We start from the raw sequence: 17,158 nt of genomic DNA on the forward strand, positions 1-17,158 counted from the left end.
CGCTGAAGACATGGGAGGCACGTGCCGAGAATGGATGCGGCTGGCACGCTGGCTGCGCAAACGCGGCGTCACTGAACTCGCCGCCTGCACCGAGGACGTGTGGCGCGACTACGCCGAAGTGCGCTGGGCGAACGACGTCAGCCGCCGCCAGGCCGTGAAGATCATGAGCCGGTTGACCGATCTGTGGGCGTTCGATCGGATCTCCGCCCACCCCTCGGGGATCAGCCGACCTCCGTGGGACACCGAAGGCGTTGACGACTTCCTCCCCGCCTCCCGCGATGGTGACGGCGGTGCAGAGAACTTGACCGAGCCGTTGGCCCCACAGGTCATTGGGCCTTTGCTGGTATGGGCGATCCGCATGGTCGAGGACTTCGCCGACGACATCCTGGCCGCTTGGGCAGAGACCTGCCGCCTGACCGAATGCGCCCGGAGCAACCCTGCCACCCCCGAGGGCCTGGCCGCCCTCAAGGCATACCTGCTGCCCCTTCTCGAAACAGACACACCTATCCCCTTCACCGTGACCCGCCGCAAGGCCGGGATAGCCCGCACGTTCATCGCCGGCACCACCGGCGCCAGCCGCCACCAGGTCATGAAACTCACACAGCGCTACGGACTCGTCTCGCTGGCACTCCAGCGACCGGGGCCCTGCCCCCTGCACGCGCCCGTGACCGGACGCATCGACGGGCGGCCCTGGCGTGAGCACATGGATTACAGGGAGACAGCCACCCTGATGCGGCACCTCGGCACAGCGGCGATGATCGTCTGTCTCTATCTGACCGGCATGCGTCCGCAGGAGATCCAGGGCCTGCGCTCGGGCTGTTGCCCGGACCCTGACCCCGCACCCGACGGCACTCCGAGACGGCACCTGATCCGCAGCCACCACTACAAGAACGTCACGGACGACGATGGCCATCACGTCTCCGGCGGAGAAGAGCGCGAAGTCCCCTGGGTCGCCATCACGCCCGTCGTCCACGCCATCCGCGTCCTGGAACGCATGGTCCCCGAGGGCGAACTCCTTCTCAGCGCGACGCACCACGACTTCCCCCACTCCCGCGGCTATCGCGGCGCATTGAAGTACGGAGCCCTGAGCCGGAAGATCGAGGACTTCGTGGCCTGGGCGAACCATGAAGCCCTTCTCCAGGGCCTGCCGAACCAGGTCATCCCGGGGGACCCCCACGGACCGATCGGCCTGTCCAGGTTCCGTCGCAGCCTGGCCTGGCACATCGCGCGTCGCCCGGGTGGACTGATCGCTCTCGCCATCCAGTACGGCCACATGCGCACCGTCCTCGACGCCCGCACCTCCAGCGGCTACGGCACCCGCAGCCGCCGCGGCATTCACAGCGAACTCGACGTCGAGACCGCCCTCGCCGCTGCCGACACAGCCGCCCACCTGCGCGACCGGATCGCCGCTGGCGAAAGAATCTCTGGCCCGGCAGCCCGCCGGGCCATCACCGCTACCTTCCATGCCCCCCGTTTCGAGGGCCGCATGGTCCCCAAGACCTTCGCCAAGAAGGCCACCGCCTACCTGGCCCGCGACGGGCATCGTCCTGTTCGACAACCCAGACGCGTTCCTGATCTGCGCCTTCAAGCGCGACACGGCCCTTTGCGATCCGGACCCAGGGGCGACGGCACCCAACCAGTTCGCCTGCCAGCTCGGCTGCGGCAACGCGGTCCGCACCGACAGCCACGCGCAGGCGGCGCGAGAGCACGCTGATCGGCTCGATGCGAAGGCAGCCCTCGTGCCCCAGCCCCTGGGTGAGCGGTTTCGCAGGACCGCCAACCGCTTCCGCGCTCTCGCCGACGCCCACGATTCCGCTGCCCAGTCCGCCGAGGAGGCCATCGCATGAACCACCAGCACGAGGACGAACGCTCCCGCATCCGCGCGGCCATGGACCGCCTCCTGGCCGGCCAGCCCACCAGGTCCAACGGCAGCCTCACAGTGGTCGCGCTCGCCTCAGAGGCCGGTGTCCACCGCATGGCTCTCCAAAAGCGCCACGCCGACCTCAAGGAGGAGTTCTACGCGCGGGTGCGTACGGAAACGCACCAGACGCCGGAAGTCGAAAGGCGGCTTCGCAAAGAGGTCGTCCGCCTGAAGGAAGCTCTCAGGGACTCCCGGGCTGCCGAGGCCGCGTCCCGGCATCGAGCGGAGCAGATGGCCCTCGCGGCAGCCGTCCTCATCCTCCGGCAACCCGAGAGCCAGGGCCAGCCTGCCTCCGGCAATGTCATCCCGCTCCGCCCGTCCGGCGATTAAAGAGAGCAGGCCGTCACGCGGCGACGCCAAGCTCCTTGCGGGTCCGCTGGATGAACTCGCGGACAGCGGGCTCGCGTCGTCAGGGGGGGGCATGGGCGGTGTTGAACTCTCGGACGTAGTCCTCGGCTCGGGAAGACTGGACGCGAGCGGAGATGTCGACGGACCGGTTGCCGAGCTCGTGGTCGAGGTAGCGGGCCGGGAGAGCGCAGTTGTGTCGGCAGAGGCCGTGTCCCACCCAGATCGTGTCGCGGATTGGGCGTGATCACGGATCCAGGGGCCCAAGAACCGTGCCCTGCTGGCCCAGGCCCTGTGCGTCTCTTTCTCGTGGGTGAGCTGGGTGCGGGCAGACGTCAGCCGGCCATCCGGTTGAGCTTGCGGATCTGCTTGTCGAAGACCCTGGCAGGTGCGAGCCGCCGCAGTGCGCTGGCGCGTCCGGCCAGGGGACCTGCGGTGTAGCGCAGCTTCGGCTTCGGGTCCGTCGCCGCCGCGACGATTACCTTGGCGACGACGGCAGGGTCGTCGCCGTTCTTGATCGCTGTCTCCAACATGTCGTCGAAGGCGCGCCGCTGGGCAGCGTAGACCTGTAGGGGCGTGTCGGGCCGCGGGCTATTGGCCTCGAAACCGGTGCTGGTGTAGGCGGGTTCGACAAGAAGTGCCCGAACACCCTGCTCGCGGATCTCGTGGTCCAGGGACTCGGAGTACCCCTCGATCGCGTGCTTAGACCCTGCGTAGACGGCCATGTACGGCGAAGGGAGGAAGCCGACCACGGAGGAGAGGTTGATGATGCGTCCGCGTCCACGGGCCCGCATGTGCGGCAGGACCGCCTGCACCATGCGCATCACGCCGAAGACGTTGACGTCGAAGACGGCCTGGGCCTGCGCGATGGAGTTCTCTTCGGCCGCGCCCATCAAGCCCGTACCTGCGTTGTTGACCAGGACATCGATCCGCCCGAACCGGTCGAGCACCTGCTGGACCACGGCGGTGGCCGACGCGTCACTGGCCACGTCGAGGTCGAGGAAGGTCACGCCGTCGGGCGGGGTGACGCGGGAGGTGTCGCGGCTTGTGCCGACCACGTCGAACCCCGCTTCGACCAGCGCGAGCGCTGCTGCCTTCCCGATGCCGGATGACGCACCCGTCACGAGTGCCACCGGCCGATGTGTACTCATCATGGATTCCCGACTCACTGAGAAACCGATCGGTTTCTACAACTGTAAACCGATCGGTTTCCGGCTGCAAGTCCAGGGAGCACCCCCGACCGGCGCGAGACAGGAATGGCGGCATGGGCAGGATCAGCGCGCAGGTGAGACGTCAGAGTGTCATCCGCGCAGCCGTCGCCGAGTTCGCCCTCAGGGGCTACTACGGCACCTCCACCGAGTCGATCGCCAAGCGCGCCGGTGTCGCGCAGCCGTACGTCTTCCGGCTCTTTCCGGGCAAGCGGGCGATCTTCGCCGCCGCCTTGACGCGGAGCATGGAAGACACCCGGCTGGCTTTCGAGCGCGCCGCCGAAGGGGTGGAGGGCAGCGAGCAGGCCCTCCAGGCCATGGCGAACGCCTACGCGCGACTGATCTCCGAGCACCCGGAAACGCTGCTGATGCAGATGCAGGGATACGCCCTCGTGGCAGCCGCCGAGGCACGGGGCGATGACCAGATCGGTGAACTCGTCCGGGCCGGCTGGATCAGGCTGGGAAACCGTGCGCCTGCCGCTGGGCGCAGATGCCGAGGAAGCCACGGCCTTCCTCGCGCACGGCATGCTGATCAATACCCTCACGGTCATCGGGCTTCCCCTCGACCGCCGGGAAGCAAAGCCGTAATCCGTCACAGTTGCTCGGATTGCCGGAGACCGGCGTCAGCCCTGCGCATCGGTCGCCGGGCCTGCTCGAAAAGGTGGTGCGTCAGCGCACGCCTGCCGCATCGAGCAGGGTGGCCACCGTGGGGGCGATGAGTCCGGTGAGGTTGTCGGCTCCGATCCCCGCGCGGGCGCTGGCGCCGTCGAAGACCAGGCTGAGCTGTCGGGCCAGCAGGTCGGGATCATCCGCTCCGCCCTGTTCGGCCTCGGCCCGGAAGAAGGCCCTCAGGTTTCCCTTGACCCGGTGGGCCACCCGGCTCGCCGGGTGACTCCGGTCCTTGAGCTCGATCTGCACCGCCAGATACCGGCAGCCCCGGAACTCGGGCGCACCCGCCTGCAGTTCCACCTGCTCGAAGACGTGCAGGATCCGCTCGCGGGGTGAACGGCCATCGTCCGCCGCGGGCAGAAGTGTCGCCACGAAGGCGGAAGCCCGTTCCTCCAGGCTCGCTGCCAGCAGCTCGTCCTTGCTCTCGAACAGCTGGTACATGGAGCGTTTCGACACCCCCGCCGCCTTGCACAGCGCCTCGATGCCGACGCTGACGCCGTCTCGGTAGGTGAGTGTGGCCGCCGCTTCCAGGAGTCGCGCTCGGGGACTTGCCTTTACTTCTGTGCTCATAGTGTGAGGTTAACTCGAGTCGGGTGAAATATAAACCGATCGGTTTCCGGGTTGGGCGGGACGGCTGGCGCTGCCTACGCGACGTAGTGGACACCCGAAGGCCGTACAGAGGCTCGGCGACGGCACCCGGGGGAAAGGTACCGTCGCCGAGCCCTGATGGTGTGCGCGCCTGCCGTCCCGCAGGGTGACGCACACCGGGGCCACTCCGCACCGTGGCCCCGTCCGGGGGTGGGTTGGAGTTCCGCTACGCCAGGGCGGCGGTCTTCTCGGGCTTCGTTGCCGCGGGGATGCGGTACAGCCCCCTGCGGTCGTACCAGCCCGTCACGCCGAAGCCGAACAGCGCGGCTGCCATGAGGCCGGCGGCCATCATCACCCAGCCCCGGGTCAGACCGGCGTCGGCCTGGGCGTCGTAGTAGAGGATCGAGCGGACGCCGCCGGTGATCTGCCGCAGCGGTTCGAACTCTGCCAGGAAGCGGTAGAAGCCGGGCAGCGCCTCGATGGGGGTGGTGGCGCCGGCCGTTGGCACCGCCATCCCGATGAAGACCAGCGTCACCACCAGCATGCCGGGCGTGCCGAAGACGGCGAGGAGGGTGAGCGCGCCGATCCCGGAGACCGCGATGGCGCACACGGAGTACAGCCACAGCAGCGGCAGGTGGGAGGCGGCCATCCCCATGATGCCGACCGCGCCCACGGTGACCAGGGTGCCCATCAGCAGGGAGAGGCCGACCATGAGGGTGCTGCTGATGGCGAGGGTCTGCACCCGGGTGACCCGGATCAGCGGGCGGTGCCGGCGCAGCGGGCCCATGTCGTTGTGGGTGTAACCGAGGGCGTGGTCCACCTGCCCGCTGATGACGTTGGCGGAGAGCATGCCGACGACCACCAGGGTGAGCGCGTTGTAGAACGCCGTCATGCCCAGTCCGCTGTGCGAGTCGAGCGGATGGCCGTCCTCGACCGTGACGGCGGCCGGGTCGGCGAGCAGGACGCGTGCCGCAGCGGGCAGCTTCGCATGCTGGGCGTCGGTCTGCGCGGTCAGCTCCTTGCCCACCTGGTGCGAGGCGTTCTCGGCCGCCTGGGTCGTCGCCGTCCGGGCCAGGCCGGAGCCCAGGCTACCGGCGGACTGGTTGGTGAGCACCATCAGTGTCGGGCGGGCCGGGGTTCCGGTGGGCGCGGTGCGGGTCAGTGCGGTGGTGGAGGAGGTGAAGTCGGCGGGCACGACGAGCGCGCCGTAAAGCTTGCCTTTGCCGAGTTCCTCCTTCATTTCCTTCTCGTCCATCGACTTCCAGTCGATCCTGTCCCCGCCCGCGGTCGACTTCTTGATGGAGTTGGTGATCTGCGCCCCGAGGTTGACCTGCTTGCCGCCGACCGCGGCTCCCTTGTCGGCGTTGACCAGGCCGGCAGGCAGCTTGGTCAGGTGATCGACCGGATCGATGTTCGCGCCGACGTAGAACACGGTGAACAGCAGCGCGAGTGCACCTGTGACGACGCCGTTGGCGACCCACAGAGGTTTGGCCCGCAGCACGCGGAAGGGATGAATGCCACTCATGACTTACTCCGGTCTCGACAGCACAGCCATATCGAGAGGAGACCGGACAGTGCCATCGCAGGCCGGCGTCCCTCGGAAACCTCGGCGCGCACGGCCGACTCAGGCGGTGCGCGCCTGACCGTCTACCGCGGGCGATGGCTCCTAGATCACGTTCAGGGCATCATCGACACGGGAAACCGGTCGGTTTCATTCTCATCGTAAACCGATCGGTTTCCATATTCGAACTCGATGTCCCGGAGCGGTCGCAGCACGGTGTCCATGAAGGTCTTGCGGTCGTCCAGGTACGGGCCCAGGACGTCCTCGCCGGCAGGGCAGACGGCCACGCAGTAGCCGGACTTGTAGTCGGGAGGAGAGGCCAGGCTTGCCACATGGAGGCGCCCTCTGAATCGGTGACCCGGGAGCGGTAGTCGGCGGCGTCCCGGCCGTCGGCCACGGTCTGTGCCCAGTCGGTGCGCCCGCTCATGAACTCACGGTGGCTGTGCGTGACGCAGGCCAGCGCAAACGTCAAGGCGGACAAGTTCCACGATGTGTTCGCCGCCGATCAGGATCAAGGCTGCCGCGTACCGCGCCCGCAAGAAGACCTCGCCCGCGACGGTGTGACCGCTGCGGTCATACCGATGGGAGCCAGTCGATTATTCCGTTCCCCGCCACGACCGCACAGGCTTGATACATCGACGTCCGACCCGGACGGGAGATCGGCACAGCCCCCAGGAGCGCACATTCCCACCCTCGACCGCCACGGCAACGTCTTCGTGCTCGATCTCGGAGACGGTGAGAACCGCTTCCATCCCGACTGGCTCGCGTCTGTCAACGCCGCGCTGGAAGAGGTGGAGAAGGCGGAGGGGCCGCGGGCGCTGGTGACCGCCGCGACGGGCAAGTTCTTCTCCAGCGGCCTGGACCTGGAGTGGCTGTCCGCCCACGCCGACCAGCAGCAGAGCTACCGCGGCTCCGTCCACGAGCTCTTCGCCCGCGTGCTGTCCCAGCCGGTGATCACTGTGGCCGCCCTGCAGGGGCACACCTTCGCCGCCGGCGCGATGCTCTCCCTCGCATACGACTTCCGTGTCATGCGCGCCGACCGCGCCTTCTGGTGTCTGCCCGAGGCCGACATCAACATCCCCTTCCCGCCCGGCATGGCCGCCCTGATCCGGACCCGGCTGGCGCCGGGGACCGCGCACGAGGCCATGGTCACCGGCCGCCGCTACGGCGGGTCGGCTGCCACGGCCGCCGGCATCGTCGACCGGGCGGTGGACGAGGACGCCGTACGTTCCACCGCCGTGGAGATCGCCGAGTCCCAGCTGAGCAAGGCCGGCGAGACCCTCGGCACCATCAAGCACGCATGTACGCCTCGGTCCTCGACACACTGCGCAGCACGGCCGACCCGCGCGGCTGACACCGCGCGACCGGACACCGCTCGACTCGACCGGACGCCGCTCGACCCTCTGTCCAACGCCGGCAGGCCCGGCAGTGTGGCCCGTAGTACCGTGAACGAAGGTGTTGCGAAGCACTGGGGCGAGTGACATGCGGTCTCCGGCATCCCCTTCTCAGCCGTCGTCCGGCGCCGGCACCACAACCGACGCGGCGGGCCGCGACGACCTGTTCGTGTCGGTGGCTCGCCGTTGCATGCGCGACCTGCACGCGTCGGCCGCCTCCGTCTATCTCGCGGCGCCCGGGGATCAGGTGTTGGCGGCCGCGGTGGTCGTCGCCTCGCCCTTGGGCCTGATCGCACCCGAGCGTCTGCCCCTCGACGACCTGACCCTTCCCTCCGTCCGGGCCCATCGAACGGGGCGGATCTGCACGGACCGCGCCTACGACATAGCGGCACAGCATCTCGATTTCGGGGTCTACGCGGCTGCTCCGCACCTCGTGGCCGCCGCACCGCTGGCGGCAGGAGCGCGGCGGTTCGGTGTGCTGGTGGTGTTCTTGCCGCGCGACGTTCAGGAGCCGTCGACGGAGGAGACGGACTACCTGCGCCGAGCAGCCCGACATCTTTCGTTCGAGTTGGACCGCCTTGCCCACCGCGGTGTCTCTCTGTCTCCTCCGAAGCTTCCGCTGGTCGTCTCTCCTGAGAGCGCTGCCGCTGCGGAGACCGGCCAGGCCGCCCCGATGGAAGGAGAGTGGAGCGCACCCTTCATCTTTCACCTGCACAAGCTGGCCGTTTCCCTGATGTCGGTCGTGCATACGAGGGACGCGGTGGCGCGGACGATCGAGCGCCTGATGTCCGGATTCGGCGCCCGAGCGGTGGCCATCAGCCTGATCGAGGGCGATCGGCTCCATGTGGTGGGCGCGTCGGGCTGCTCGAAGGAGTACCTGAAAGCCGTCAACGGAATCTCTGTCAGCACGAAGTCCCCGGAAACCGAGGCCATCGCGCACAAGCAGCAGATCATCCACGAGGCCGGAGAGCGGGGCCGGCCGTCCGGGCAGGGCCGCCTGACAGGGGACGGCCGTGACGAATACGTGTGGGTCGTGCTCCCGCTGCTGGCGGGCGACCACGCACTGGGCACGTGCTCGATCGGGCTCGCACCGGAGCAGCGCCCGGTGGCCACGCACCTGTCGCCCCTGCCCACTCTGTCGACGCTGCTCGGCCAGACACTCGAACGCACCCAGCTGTACGACGTCGGCCACGCGTTGGCGCAGAAGTTGCAGCAGGCCCTGCTGCCTCGGATGCTTCCCCAGCTCGCGGGTGTGGTGACCACGAGCCGGTACGAGCCGCCCAGTGGCGCGATCGAGCTGGGCGGCGACTGGTACGACCTGATCACGCTCCCCTCCGGCGGCGTGGCCGCGGTGGTCGGCGACGTCGAGGGCCACAACACCGCGGCAGCCGTGGTGATGGGGCAGCTCAGCAGTGCGGTACGCAGCTATGCGCTGGAGGGCCACGACCCGAGCACGGTGCTGTATCGCGCGAATCGCCTGATGGTCGACTTGGAGACGGATCACTTCGCGACCTGCTGCTGCGTCTGGCTCGACCCCGACACCGGCACGGCCCAGATCGTCAGCGCCGGTCATCCGCGCCCGGTCATCCGAACCGCTGACGGCGCGTATCCGGCGGCCGTCGCCGACATCGGCGTCCCGCTGGGAGTCGAGGCGAGTCCGTCGTATCAGGCCGGCATCCTCACTCTGGAACCGGGGACGCTGCTGGTTCTGTACACGGACGGGCTGTCGGGCAGGGGTGGCGAGCTGACCCGGGAGACGCTGGAAGCGGCTGTCGCGGCCTCCGGGAACGAGCTGGAACTGCTCGGTGACCGGCTGATGGGCTCCGGTGTCGGGGGGACCCCGCGGGCGGACGACGCCGCGCTTCTGCTGCTGCGGTACGAAGGCCCCTCGGTGGAGGTGAAGGAGTACATCAGACGGCTGCACCTGCACCGCCACGACTACCAGGGCGTCCGGCGCGCCCGGCATTTCCTCACCGCGTCCCTGGACAACTGGCATCTGGCCGAACTGTCCGATTCCGCCGAGGTGCTGGCGTCGGAGGTCGTCACCAACGCGCTCGTCCACGGGGACAGCGACGTCGACCTGTGTCTGCGCAGGTACCCGGACCATCTCCGGGTGGAGGTACGGGACAGTGACTCCCACCCCGCCATGCTCGTGGATCTCGGTCCCGACGAGGACAAGGCGGAGGGAGGACGGGGGCTGGTGATCGTGTCCGCCCTGGCTTCCTCCTGGGGGAACTCGCCGAGCGGCCGGGGGAAGACGGTGTGGTTCGAGATGGACACCGTGGAGGCGGCGTAGCCCCCGCTGCCTCATGGCCGCCGGCGCGGGCCCGCCGGGGCGGGGCGGCGCGCCGTCGCGGCATGTCCCGTCCGGGCCGGCCGCATCGATGGCCCCTTGTGCCACACCTCCCATGTAGTCCGGCTTTCAACAGTTGAAGCCCAGGAACCGGGAGGCGTCGGTGGTGCTGGAGGTCGCCGGTGTCTCGCACGAGGAGGAGTCCGTCTACCGGCTGCTCGTCACGTCCGGCCGGGCCACCACGGAGGACCTGGCCCGGTGCGCGGGTCTGACCGACGCGGACGCGGCGCGCATTCTCGACTCACTGGCCCTCAAAGGCCTCGCAAGTCATACGGACGGCACACCCCGGTTGTTCCGGGCCGCTCCCCCGGACGTGGCGCTGCTTCCCCGGCTCAAGCGCAGCGCCGACACGCTGGAGCTGGCCAGGCTCGAGGCCACTCGTCTGATCCAGGCCTACCAGGACACGATGCGCAGGCACGACGCCGGCCAGTTGCTCGAGGTCATCACCGGGGCGGAGGCCCTGCGCCAGCACCTGAGGCAGATCCAGACCTGCGCGCAGGACGAGATGCTCTGGTTCTGCAAGGCCCAGTACGTGGCCATGCCGTCGGGCAGCGCCCTGCACGACACGGCTCTCACCATCGTCCAGACGAACGCCACGTCGGACACCCGCGACGGCCGCCTCGTACCACCGGGCGCCCGGCGGGGTGACGTGCTGTGCGCCGAGGACGCCGAGAGTATTTGCGGAAGCTGTCTTTGACGGTGATGAACCCGCCGAACGGCTGGGCGGCGGCAATCTGCATCTGCGCAACGCGGCTCTCGCGCCGACCGCAGCGGTTTGGCCGCCCGGCATCCAGCGCGGCAACCTCGTCCCACCCCTGTCCGACCACCCTCTCCTGCTCCGCTTCCAGCACGGTGAGACGGTGGTCTACGGCCGGGACGACTTCGACGCGCTTATCGGCGGCCGGCAGATGGTCGAGCAGTTCCTCCCACAGGACGCCCATGCGGTGACCGCCACGCGCGCCGCGCGCGTGGCGGCCTCGACGGCGGCGGCGTGCCAGGCGAACAGGAGCCGGCAGCCGAGTCGCTGTAGTGGGCGACCTCACGGGACTTGAGCAGGGGGTTGATCGGGACGGCGATGCCGCCGGCCCGAAGTACGACGAAGTAGGCGAGAGCTAACTCCGGGCCGTTCGGCAGCATGATCGCAAACTCGGTCACCGGGCCTTACTCCACGGTTGTGGAGCAGGTCGGCCATGCGGGCACTGCCCTGGTTGAGCGTGCGATAGGAGACCGCGGCGTCCCCGGGACGGAGCGTGGCGCGACCCCGATGAGTTAGACGTCATCTCATTTGGCTGACTCGGTAGGCTGTCGCTCGTGGTGGGGATCGTTGAGCGGCTGGTGCCGGACGAGTTGTGGGAACTGTTCCAGCGAGTGGTGCCGGAGGCTCCCTCGCGGCCTCAGGGTGGTGGACGGCGTCGGCATGGTGACCGCGAGGTGCTGGCTGCGATCGTGTTTGTGGCCACGTCGGGCTGCACGTGGCAGCAGTTGCCGTCAGCGTCGTTCGGGCCGTCGGGGGCGACGGCCCACCGGCGTTTCACCGAGTGGACGAAGGCCAGGGTGTGGGCCAAGCTCCACCGCCTGGTCCTCGACGAACTCGGCTCCCGCGGCGAGTTGGACTGGTCGCGCTGTGCGATCGACTCGGTGAACATGCGGGCCCTCAAAAGGGGGATCTGACAGGTCCGAATCCTGTCGACCGGGGCAAGTACGGCTCGAAGATCCACTTGATCACCGAGCGGACCGGTCTGCCCCTCTCCGCCGAAATCTCGGGGGCGAACCTGCACGACAGCCAGGCCCTGATCCCACTGGTGAAGGGCATACCGCCGATCCGCTCCCGCCGTGGACGCCGACGACGCAAACCGGGAAAGCTCCACGCCGACAAGGGCTACGACTACTCCCACCTGCGGCGATGGTTACGTGAGCGGGGCATCACCCACCGCATCGCACGCAAGGGCATCGAGTCCTCAACCCGCCTGGGCCGCCACCGCTGGACCATAGAACGCACGATGTCCTGGCTCGCCGGATGCCGTCGACTGCACCGCCGCTACGAGCGCAAAGCCGAGCACTTCCTCGCCTTCACCAGCATCGCCTGCACCCTCATCTGCTACCGCAGACTCACCAAATGAGATGACGTCTTAGGGCGCTGCTCAGCCTGTGGGATGCGGGGTTCATGCCAGATTCTCTCCATCGTGCCCGGGCAGATCTTGCTCGGCCCAGACGACCTTGCCGCCCGTTGTCCAGCGGCAGCCCCACCTGCGCGACAGCTGGGAGACGAGGAGGATGCCGCGGCCGTACTCGTCGGTGCTGTGGGTGTGACAGAGGCGTGGGAAGGACCTGCTGGCGTCTGACACTTCGCAGGTCAGCTGACGGTGCTTGATCAGACGTAGGGAAACGGGCCCGGCGCCGTGCCGGATCGCGTTGGTGACCAGCTCGCTGGTGATCAGCTCCGTGTCCGAGATCAGCCTGTGCAACTCCCACCGGGCCAGTTGCTGGGCTACTAGGTTGCGGGCACTGTGTACGACGGCCGGGTCCCGGGGCAGGTCCCAAGACACGGTCTGGCACGGACTGAGAGCGCGGGTCCGGGCCAGGAGGAGGGTGACGTCGTCGGACGGTGACTGGGTCGGCAGTGCCTCGATCACCGAGGAGCAGAGATCGTCCAGGGGCCGTTGGGGGTGGGCGGCCAGGGTGGCGCCCAGTTTCCGCATGCCGACGTCGATGTCGCGGTCGCGAGTCTCGACCAAGCCGTCCGTGTAGAGGGCGAGCAGGCTCCCCTCGGGCACTTCCATCTCCACGGCCTCGAAGGGGACCGAGCCGACGCCGAGTGGGGCTCCGGTGGGGAGGTCGGGGAACGTGACCTTTCCCTGCGGGCCGACGACAGCGGGCGACGGATGCCCGGCCCGCGCCGTCGTGCACCGCCGGGTGACCGGATCGTAGACGGTGTAGAGACAGGTGGCGCCGATGACCATGGGGCCGCCGTCCCCGTCGTCGTCTTCATCTGTCAGGCGCCGGACCGTGTCATCGAGGTGGGACAGCAGTTCGTCGGGGGGCAAGTCCATGTCCGCCAGCGTGCGTACGGCCGTTCGGAGACTTCCCATGGTCGCTGCGGCGTTGATGCCGTGCCCGACCACATCTCCGACGACAAGCGCCACCCGGGCACCGGACAGTGGGATCACATCGAACCAGTCGCCTCCGACACCGTTGCCCACATCGGCCGGCAGGTAGCGCGAGGCCACCTCGATCGCCGCGCTGTCCCTCAAGCTCTGCGGAAGCAAGTTGCGTTGAAGCGCGAGGGCCGCCGTGCGCTCGCGGGTGTATCGGCGAGCGTTGTCCAGGGACAGTGCGGCCCGGGTCACCAGTTCCTCGGCGAGGAGCAGGTCGTCCTCCTGGAACGGCATCGGTTCCTGAGTGCGGACGAACAAGGCCACACCCAGCGTGGTGTGCCTCGCGCGGATGGGGACAAGCATCATGGAGTGCATCCCGTTTTCACGGATGGTCCGCGCCCGCGCGGGGTCATTGTCGACCCACGTGCCAGGAGAGGAGTCCAGGGTGGGTTCCAGGTGAGAGGCGCCCGAAGCCAGCACACTGATCCAGGGTGAGGTCGGCGGGACGAAAATGGATTCGCCACGCGTCCAGGGCGACTCGGGAGTCCCCGGATGGATCGAGGCCAGGCCGGTGCGGCGCAACGCTGGGCCGCGCTGCCCCGTCGGGCCGATGCGGGCGGCAGGTTCTTCGCCGAGCGGGACGAACTCCGCCAGGTCGACGACGGCGTAATCGGCCAGGAGGGGCACGACGAGGTCGGCCATTTCCTGGCTGGTCTGCATCACGTCCAGGGTGCCGCCTATCCGGGTGCTGGCCTCGCTGAGGATGGCAAGCCGCTCGCGGGTCAGCTGGTTGCCGGTGACATCCACGCTGATGGAGCACACCCCCAGTGGTCGGCCGTCGGCGTCGCTCAGTCGGAAGTGGGAGGCCGCGAAGGCGTGTTCCCGGCGCGGATCCGTCGGCGGCCGTGCCCGGTATTCATGGACCGCGGTCTTGCCGCTCCTGAGCACCTGGCGCATCACCGCTTCCAGCGCCTCGGATTCGGCGCCGGGCAGCGAGTCCGCGAGGCGCCGTCCGAGCCGCTGGCCACGAGGGACGCTGTCCTGGCGTTCGACGACGTCGTTGACCCAGACGCAGCGCAGTTCCAAGTCACGAACCACGATGCCGATCGGTGTGCGGGTGAGAAGCGACTCCCGCACCGATCCGGAGGTCTCCACCGCGGAGAGCGCGGCGATATCGGTGCCCGAGACGAGCCAGTGGACTGCCCCGTCGAGCCCCCACAACAGCGAGAGACGCAGGCTTACATGGAGCGTGTGGCCGTCGCGGTGATGGATCGTCACTGTGCCGGACCAGCCGCCACGGGCATGGTGCTGCTCGCTGGCCGCCCATACGTGCAGTACGTTCTGGAGAAACGGCAGCACGAACCAGGCTGGCCGGCCCACCATCTCTCCGGCTGCGTAACCGAACAGCCTCTGCGCGGTGTTCGTCCAACCGGCTAGCGTCCCCTCGCCGTCGATCAGCGCAATCGCAGAGTCGGGCACTTCTCTGGGGCCCAGCGCCTCTTTGAGGCCGTATCGCAGAATATCAACCAATGCGCTCACCTCTTTGTGTTCTCGAGGAAGGGGTTGAAGGCGAGACGAGACCCTCAGGTCGCGCGTCCCATCAGTGATCTGAGGCTAGGTGTGGACTGCACGACAGCCACTGAGATAGGAGCCGCCCAGGGCCAGCCAGGAGAGCACGGAGTGCACGTTGAGGATGTGGCCGCCGCCGTTGCGCTCGATGACCGGCATGAACCGCCCGGGCGAGAAGCAGCGGGCCGTAGAAGTTGGTCTCGAACTCCCGGCGTACGTCGTCGACCGGGGAGTCGAGGAAGGACGCACCGACCGAGGCACCGGCGTTGTTGATCAGCACGGTGACGTCTTCGGCCTGCGCGGCGGCGGCCGCCACGGAGACCGGGTCGGTGACCTCCAGCGCCACTGGAACGGCGTCGGGATGCGTCACGCTGCGCGGGTCGCGGGCCGTGGCGTAGACCTTGCCGGCCCCGCGCCCGTAGAGCTCCTCGACCAGCATCTTGCCGATGCCCCGGCCGCCCCCGGTGACAAGGACAGTGGCGCCTTCGATTGCTGTCACGACTACCTCCAGGAGTTAGGAAACCGATCGGTTTCATCCACCGTAAACCGATCGGTTTTCCTGCGCAAGTCAGGTCATAGTTGTTTGAAACGCATCAGCAGTCATGTGGAGGGCTCGGGCGTCGCCGGGATGCCCGGCCGGCGGCCTTACGGGCCCAGCCGTGATCGGCGTTCAGGGCGGCCCGCCTTCGGGCGGCGCAGGGGAGAAGCCGTGTGTCCCAGGCTGTCGTCCAGTCCGCAGGGGGCCAACGGGCAGGACATGCGCACAGGCCGCACCCTCCGTCCACGAAAGAGGCCGCGGCCTGGGGAAGGCCCGTCTGGGCAAGATGACGTCGACCATGTCGCCCATGGGGCCTTCGGCATTTGTTACCGGACGGGAACCACCGGCAGGACAATGCGGGACGGCCGGTCGGGGTCGCGGAAGATCTGCTGCCGGGCCACTCGGGCCGTGGTCGCACTCTGCTCGGGCTCGCCCGTGTTGAGGTTGCGGTCCCAGCGGAGGAAGTTGCTCGAGGTGACCTGGACCCGGATGCGGTGCCCTGCCCGGAAGACGATGCTGGTCGACCACAGGTCCACGACGTGCTCGGCCGGCTCACCCGGTATCGCCCGCACCCGCACGATGCCGTCGGCCACATTGCGGGAGACGCCGTGCTCGTCCACGTCGCACAGGCGCGCCACCCAGTCGGTCGAGGGCCCGTCCGTGGCGGCGAAGAGAACCGCCCGAATGCGACCGGTCACCTCGACGTCCTCGGCGAGCGGTTCGGTGGTGAAGACCAGGACGTCCTCGCGCGCCTCCACGGCCGCCTGGTCGAGCGGCCCGGGGCGGAACTCGTCGGTCATGAGGAGCCCACCGCCCATGAGGAGCGCGCCGCCGCTGGTGGGTACCGGATCCATGGGGTCGTAGGTGAACTCCTCGGCCTGTTCGGCGGTGGACGGCGGCTCAAGGGTCAGGCGTCCGTCCGCGCGCAGGTGAAAAACCGTGTCCACGGCCCGCGACAGGGGCCATTCCGTCTCCTCGCGCCACTGGTTGATGCCTATGACTAAGGACTCAGATCAAAATGACGCTTTGAGGCGTCGCCAGCAGATGATTGCGCAGCCGAGCGTGAGGAAGGCTTGGTGGATGTCGGCGCGGATCTCCCAGCGGATGCGTAGGCGGCGGAACCAGTGGAGCAGGGCGAAGGCGGCTTCCACGACCCAGCGGTTCTTGCCCAGTCCGCTGCCGTGCTCGGTGCCGCGTCGGGCGATGAGCAGGCGGATACCCAGGTCGCTGACCTGGCGGCGGTAGATGTCATGGTCGTAGCCGCGGTCGGCCAGAAGCACGTCGGGGCGCCGGCGCGGGCGTCCGCGCTTGCCCTTGATAGGCGGCACAGCCTGGATCAGAGGTAGGAGCTGGGTGACGTCGTTTCGGTTGCCGCCGGTCACGGTGGCGGCCAGCGGGATGCCGTGGGCGTCGACGATGACGTGGTGCTTGCTGCCTGTCTTACCCCGGTCCACCGGAGAGCGCCCGGTGGCATCCCCGCCCCTCCAACGCCCGCAGGTGGGAGCCATCGACCGAGGCACGGGACAGGTCGAGCACGTCGCCGGCGCGCAGTTCGGCGAGCAGGAGCTCGTGCAGTTGCTGCCACACTCCGGCCTCGTTCCAGTCCCGCAGCCGCCGCCAGCAGGTCATCCCGGAACCGAAGCCGAGCTCCTGCGGCAGGAACTCCCACCGGGTCCCGGTGTACAGCACGAACAAGATCCCGCACAGCACTTTGCGCTGGTCAAGCCGCCTACGACCGGGATACCGGTAGCGCCGCTCCACAACCGGCAGCAGCGGCTCGATCCGCTCCCACAACGCGTCCTCGATCTCCCACGGCTTGCGCGTACCCGCCCCAGTAGCCGTCGCACACCCCCACATCAACCAAGTCAACGCAAGAGGAACCCCAGCTGACGCTCAGTCATTCCATACTTTCTTTCT

General features: G+C 68.5%; 13 protein-coding genes and 3 pseudogenes. 7 read left to right on the forward strand and 9 right to left on the reverse strand.

The genetic code is table 11. The annotated features are described in order from the left end of the window. The first annotated feature begins 10 nt into the window (after window positions 1-10). The gene (locus ABT186_RS33395) at window positions 11-1,714 is read left to right on the forward strand and encodes an integrase (RefSeq protein WP_351231500.1); all 1,704 of its coding nucleotides are present in this window, start codon (window positions 11-13) and stop codon (window positions 1,712-1,714) included. A 129-nt stretch (window positions 1,715-1,843) separates the two neighbouring features. After that, the gene (locus ABT186_RS33400; RefSeq protein ID WP_351928259.1) at window positions 1,844-2,251 is read left to right on the forward strand and encodes a hypothetical protein; all 408 of its coding nucleotides are present in this window, start codon (window positions 1,844-1,846) and stop codon (window positions 2,249-2,251) included. A 350-nt stretch (window positions 2,252-2,601) separates the two neighbouring features. Here the strand turns inward: ABT186_RS33400 and ABT186_RS33405 are convergent, their stop codons facing one another. Continuing rightward, window positions 2,602-3,417, reverse strand: coding sequence for an oxidoreductase (locus ABT186_RS33405; protein ID WP_351231525.1), 816 nt, complete (start codon window positions 3,415-3,417; stop codon window positions 2,602-2,604). A gap of 113 nt (window positions 3,418-3,530) precedes the next feature. Between ABT186_RS33405 and ABT186_RS33410 the strand changes: the two are divergent. After that, a pseudogene (locus ABT186_RS33410) lies at window positions 3,531-4,062 on the forward strand (TetR/AcrR family transcriptional regulator). An 81-nt stretch (window positions 4,063-4,143) separates the two neighbouring features. Here ABT186_RS33410 and ABT186_RS33415 read toward each other — a convergent pair. The 3 genes from ABT186_RS33415 to ABT186_RS33425 form a co-directional block, all read right to left on the reverse strand. Continuing rightward, window positions 4,144-4,713, reverse strand: coding sequence for a TetR/AcrR family transcriptional regulator (locus tag ABT186_RS33415; protein WP_351928261.1), 570 nt, complete (start codon window positions 4,711-4,713; stop codon window positions 4,144-4,146). A 244-nt stretch (window positions 4,714-4,957) separates the two neighbouring features. Beyond that, complete coding sequence (locus tag ABT186_RS33420) at window positions 4,958-6,256, reverse strand: DUF3533 domain-containing protein (RefSeq protein WP_351928263.1); 1,299 nt, start codon at window positions 6,254-6,256, stop codon at window positions 4,958-4,960. Between the two features lie 152 nt (window positions 6,257-6,408). Beyond that, window positions 6,409-6,624 carry a hypothetical protein gene (locus ABT186_RS33425; protein ID WP_351231493.1) on the reverse strand — a complete coding sequence of 72 codons (216 nt, stop codon included), beginning with the start codon at window positions 6,622-6,624 and terminating at the stop codon, window positions 6,409-6,411. A 351-nt stretch (window positions 6,625-6,975) separates the two neighbouring features. On the opposite strand from ABT186_RS33425, the pseudogene ABT186_RS33430 reads away from it, so the two are divergent. The 3 genes and pseudogenes from ABT186_RS33430 to ABT186_RS33440 all read left to right on the forward strand — a co-directional run bounded on the left by ABT186_RS33430 (window position 6,976) and on the right by ABT186_RS33440 (window position 10,736). Continuing rightward, window positions 6,976-7,646: pseudogene (locus ABT186_RS33430) on the forward strand (enoyl-CoA hydratase-related protein). A 128-nt stretch (window positions 7,647-7,774) separates the two neighbouring features. Next, window positions 7,775-9,982: a SpoIIE family protein phosphatase gene (locus ABT186_RS33435; protein WP_351231491.1), complete on the forward strand. Its 2,208-nt coding sequence runs from the start codon at window positions 7,775-7,777 to the stop codon at window positions 9,980-9,982. Between the two features lie 160 nt (window positions 9,983-10,142). Next, complete coding sequence (locus tag ABT186_RS33440; protein ID WP_351928265.1) at window positions 10,143-10,736, forward strand: TrmB family transcriptional regulator; 594 nt, start codon at window positions 10,143-10,145, stop codon at window positions 10,734-10,736. 194 nt (window positions 10,737-10,930) lie between these two features. On the opposite strand, the gene ABT186_RS33445 is transcribed toward ABT186_RS33440, so the two are convergent. Next, the gene (locus tag ABT186_RS33445) at window positions 10,931-11,176 is read right to left on the reverse strand and encodes a hypothetical protein (protein ID WP_351928294.1); all 246 of its coding nucleotides are present in this window, start codon (window positions 11,174-11,176) and stop codon (window positions 10,931-10,933) included. 183 nt (window positions 11,177-11,359) lie between these two features. Between ABT186_RS33445 and ABT186_RS33450 the strand changes: the two genes are divergently transcribed. Then, a protein-coding gene (locus tag ABT186_RS33450; protein ID WP_351928296.1) for an IS5 family transposase occupies window positions 11,360-12,159 on the forward strand; the annotation gives its coding sequence in 2 pieces (ribosomal slippage) (window positions 11,360-11,695 and window positions 11,698-12,159; 798 coding nt in all). A 42-nt stretch (window positions 12,160-12,201) separates the two neighbouring features. On the opposite strand, the gene ABT186_RS33455 is transcribed toward ABT186_RS33450, so the two are convergent. The 4 genes and pseudogenes from ABT186_RS33455 to ABT186_RS33470 form a co-directional block, all read right to left on the reverse strand. Further along, a complete protein-coding gene (locus ABT186_RS33455; RefSeq protein ID WP_351928267.1) occupies window positions 12,202-14,664 on the reverse strand; it encodes a SpoIIE family protein phosphatase in 2,463 nt (820 codons plus the stop codon). Window positions 14,665-14,778: 114 nt separating this feature from the next. After that, window positions 14,779-15,202: pseudogene (locus tag ABT186_RS33460) on the reverse strand (SDR family NAD(P)-dependent oxidoreductase); the annotation flags it as partial. 365 nt (window positions 15,203-15,567) lie between these two features. Then, window positions 15,568-16,239 (reverse strand): CocE/NonD family hydrolase, encoded by a 672-nt coding sequence (locus tag ABT186_RS33465; protein WP_351928298.1) that lies wholly within the window; start codon window positions 16,237-16,239, stop codon window positions 15,568-15,570. A gap of 15 nt (window positions 16,240-16,254) precedes the next feature. Beyond that, window positions 16,255-17,098 (reverse strand): IS5 family transposase gene (locus ABT186_RS33470; protein WP_502973396.1). Its coding sequence is split into 2 segments (ribosomal slippage): window positions 16,255-16,722 and window positions 16,724-17,098, totalling 843 coding nucleotides; the frame shifts between segments, so codons are not numbered across the junction. Window positions 17,099-17,158: the final 60 nt, after the last annotated feature.

It is taken from the genome of Streptomyces sp. NPDC001634 (genome assembly GCF_040298185.1).
Taxonomy (GTDB): domain Bacteria; phylum Actinomycetota; class Actinomycetes; order Streptomycetales; family Streptomycetaceae; genus Streptomyces.

Coding starts and splice junctions, on each gene's coding strand:
- ABT186_RS33395 (WP_351231500.1), top strand. CDS start 11: ATGGGAGGCACGTGCCGAGAATGGATGCGGCTGGCACGCTGGCTGCGC.
- ABT186_RS33400 (WP_351928259.1), top strand. CDS start 1,844: ATGAACCACCAGCACGAGGACGAACGCTCCCGCATCCGCGCGGCCATG.
- ABT186_RS33445 (WP_351928294.1), bottom strand. CDS start 11,176: ATGCTGCCGAACGGCCCGGAGTTAGCTCTCGCCTACTTCGTCGTACTT.
- ABT186_RS33435 (WP_351231491.1), top strand. CDS start 7,775: ATGCGGTCTCCGGCATCCCCTTCTCAGCCGTCGTCCGGCGCCGGCACC.
- ABT186_RS33420 (WP_351928263.1), bottom strand. CDS start 6,256: ATGAGTGGCATTCATCCCTTCCGCGTGCTGCGGGCCAAACCTCTGTGG.
- ABT186_RS33405 (WP_351231525.1), bottom strand. CDS start 3,417: ATGAGTACACATCGGCCGGTGGCACTCGTGACGGGTGCGTCATCCGGC.
- ABT186_RS33415 (WP_351928261.1), bottom strand. CDS start 4,713: ATGAGCACAGAAGTAAAGGCAAGTCCCCGAGCGCGACTCCTGGAAGCG.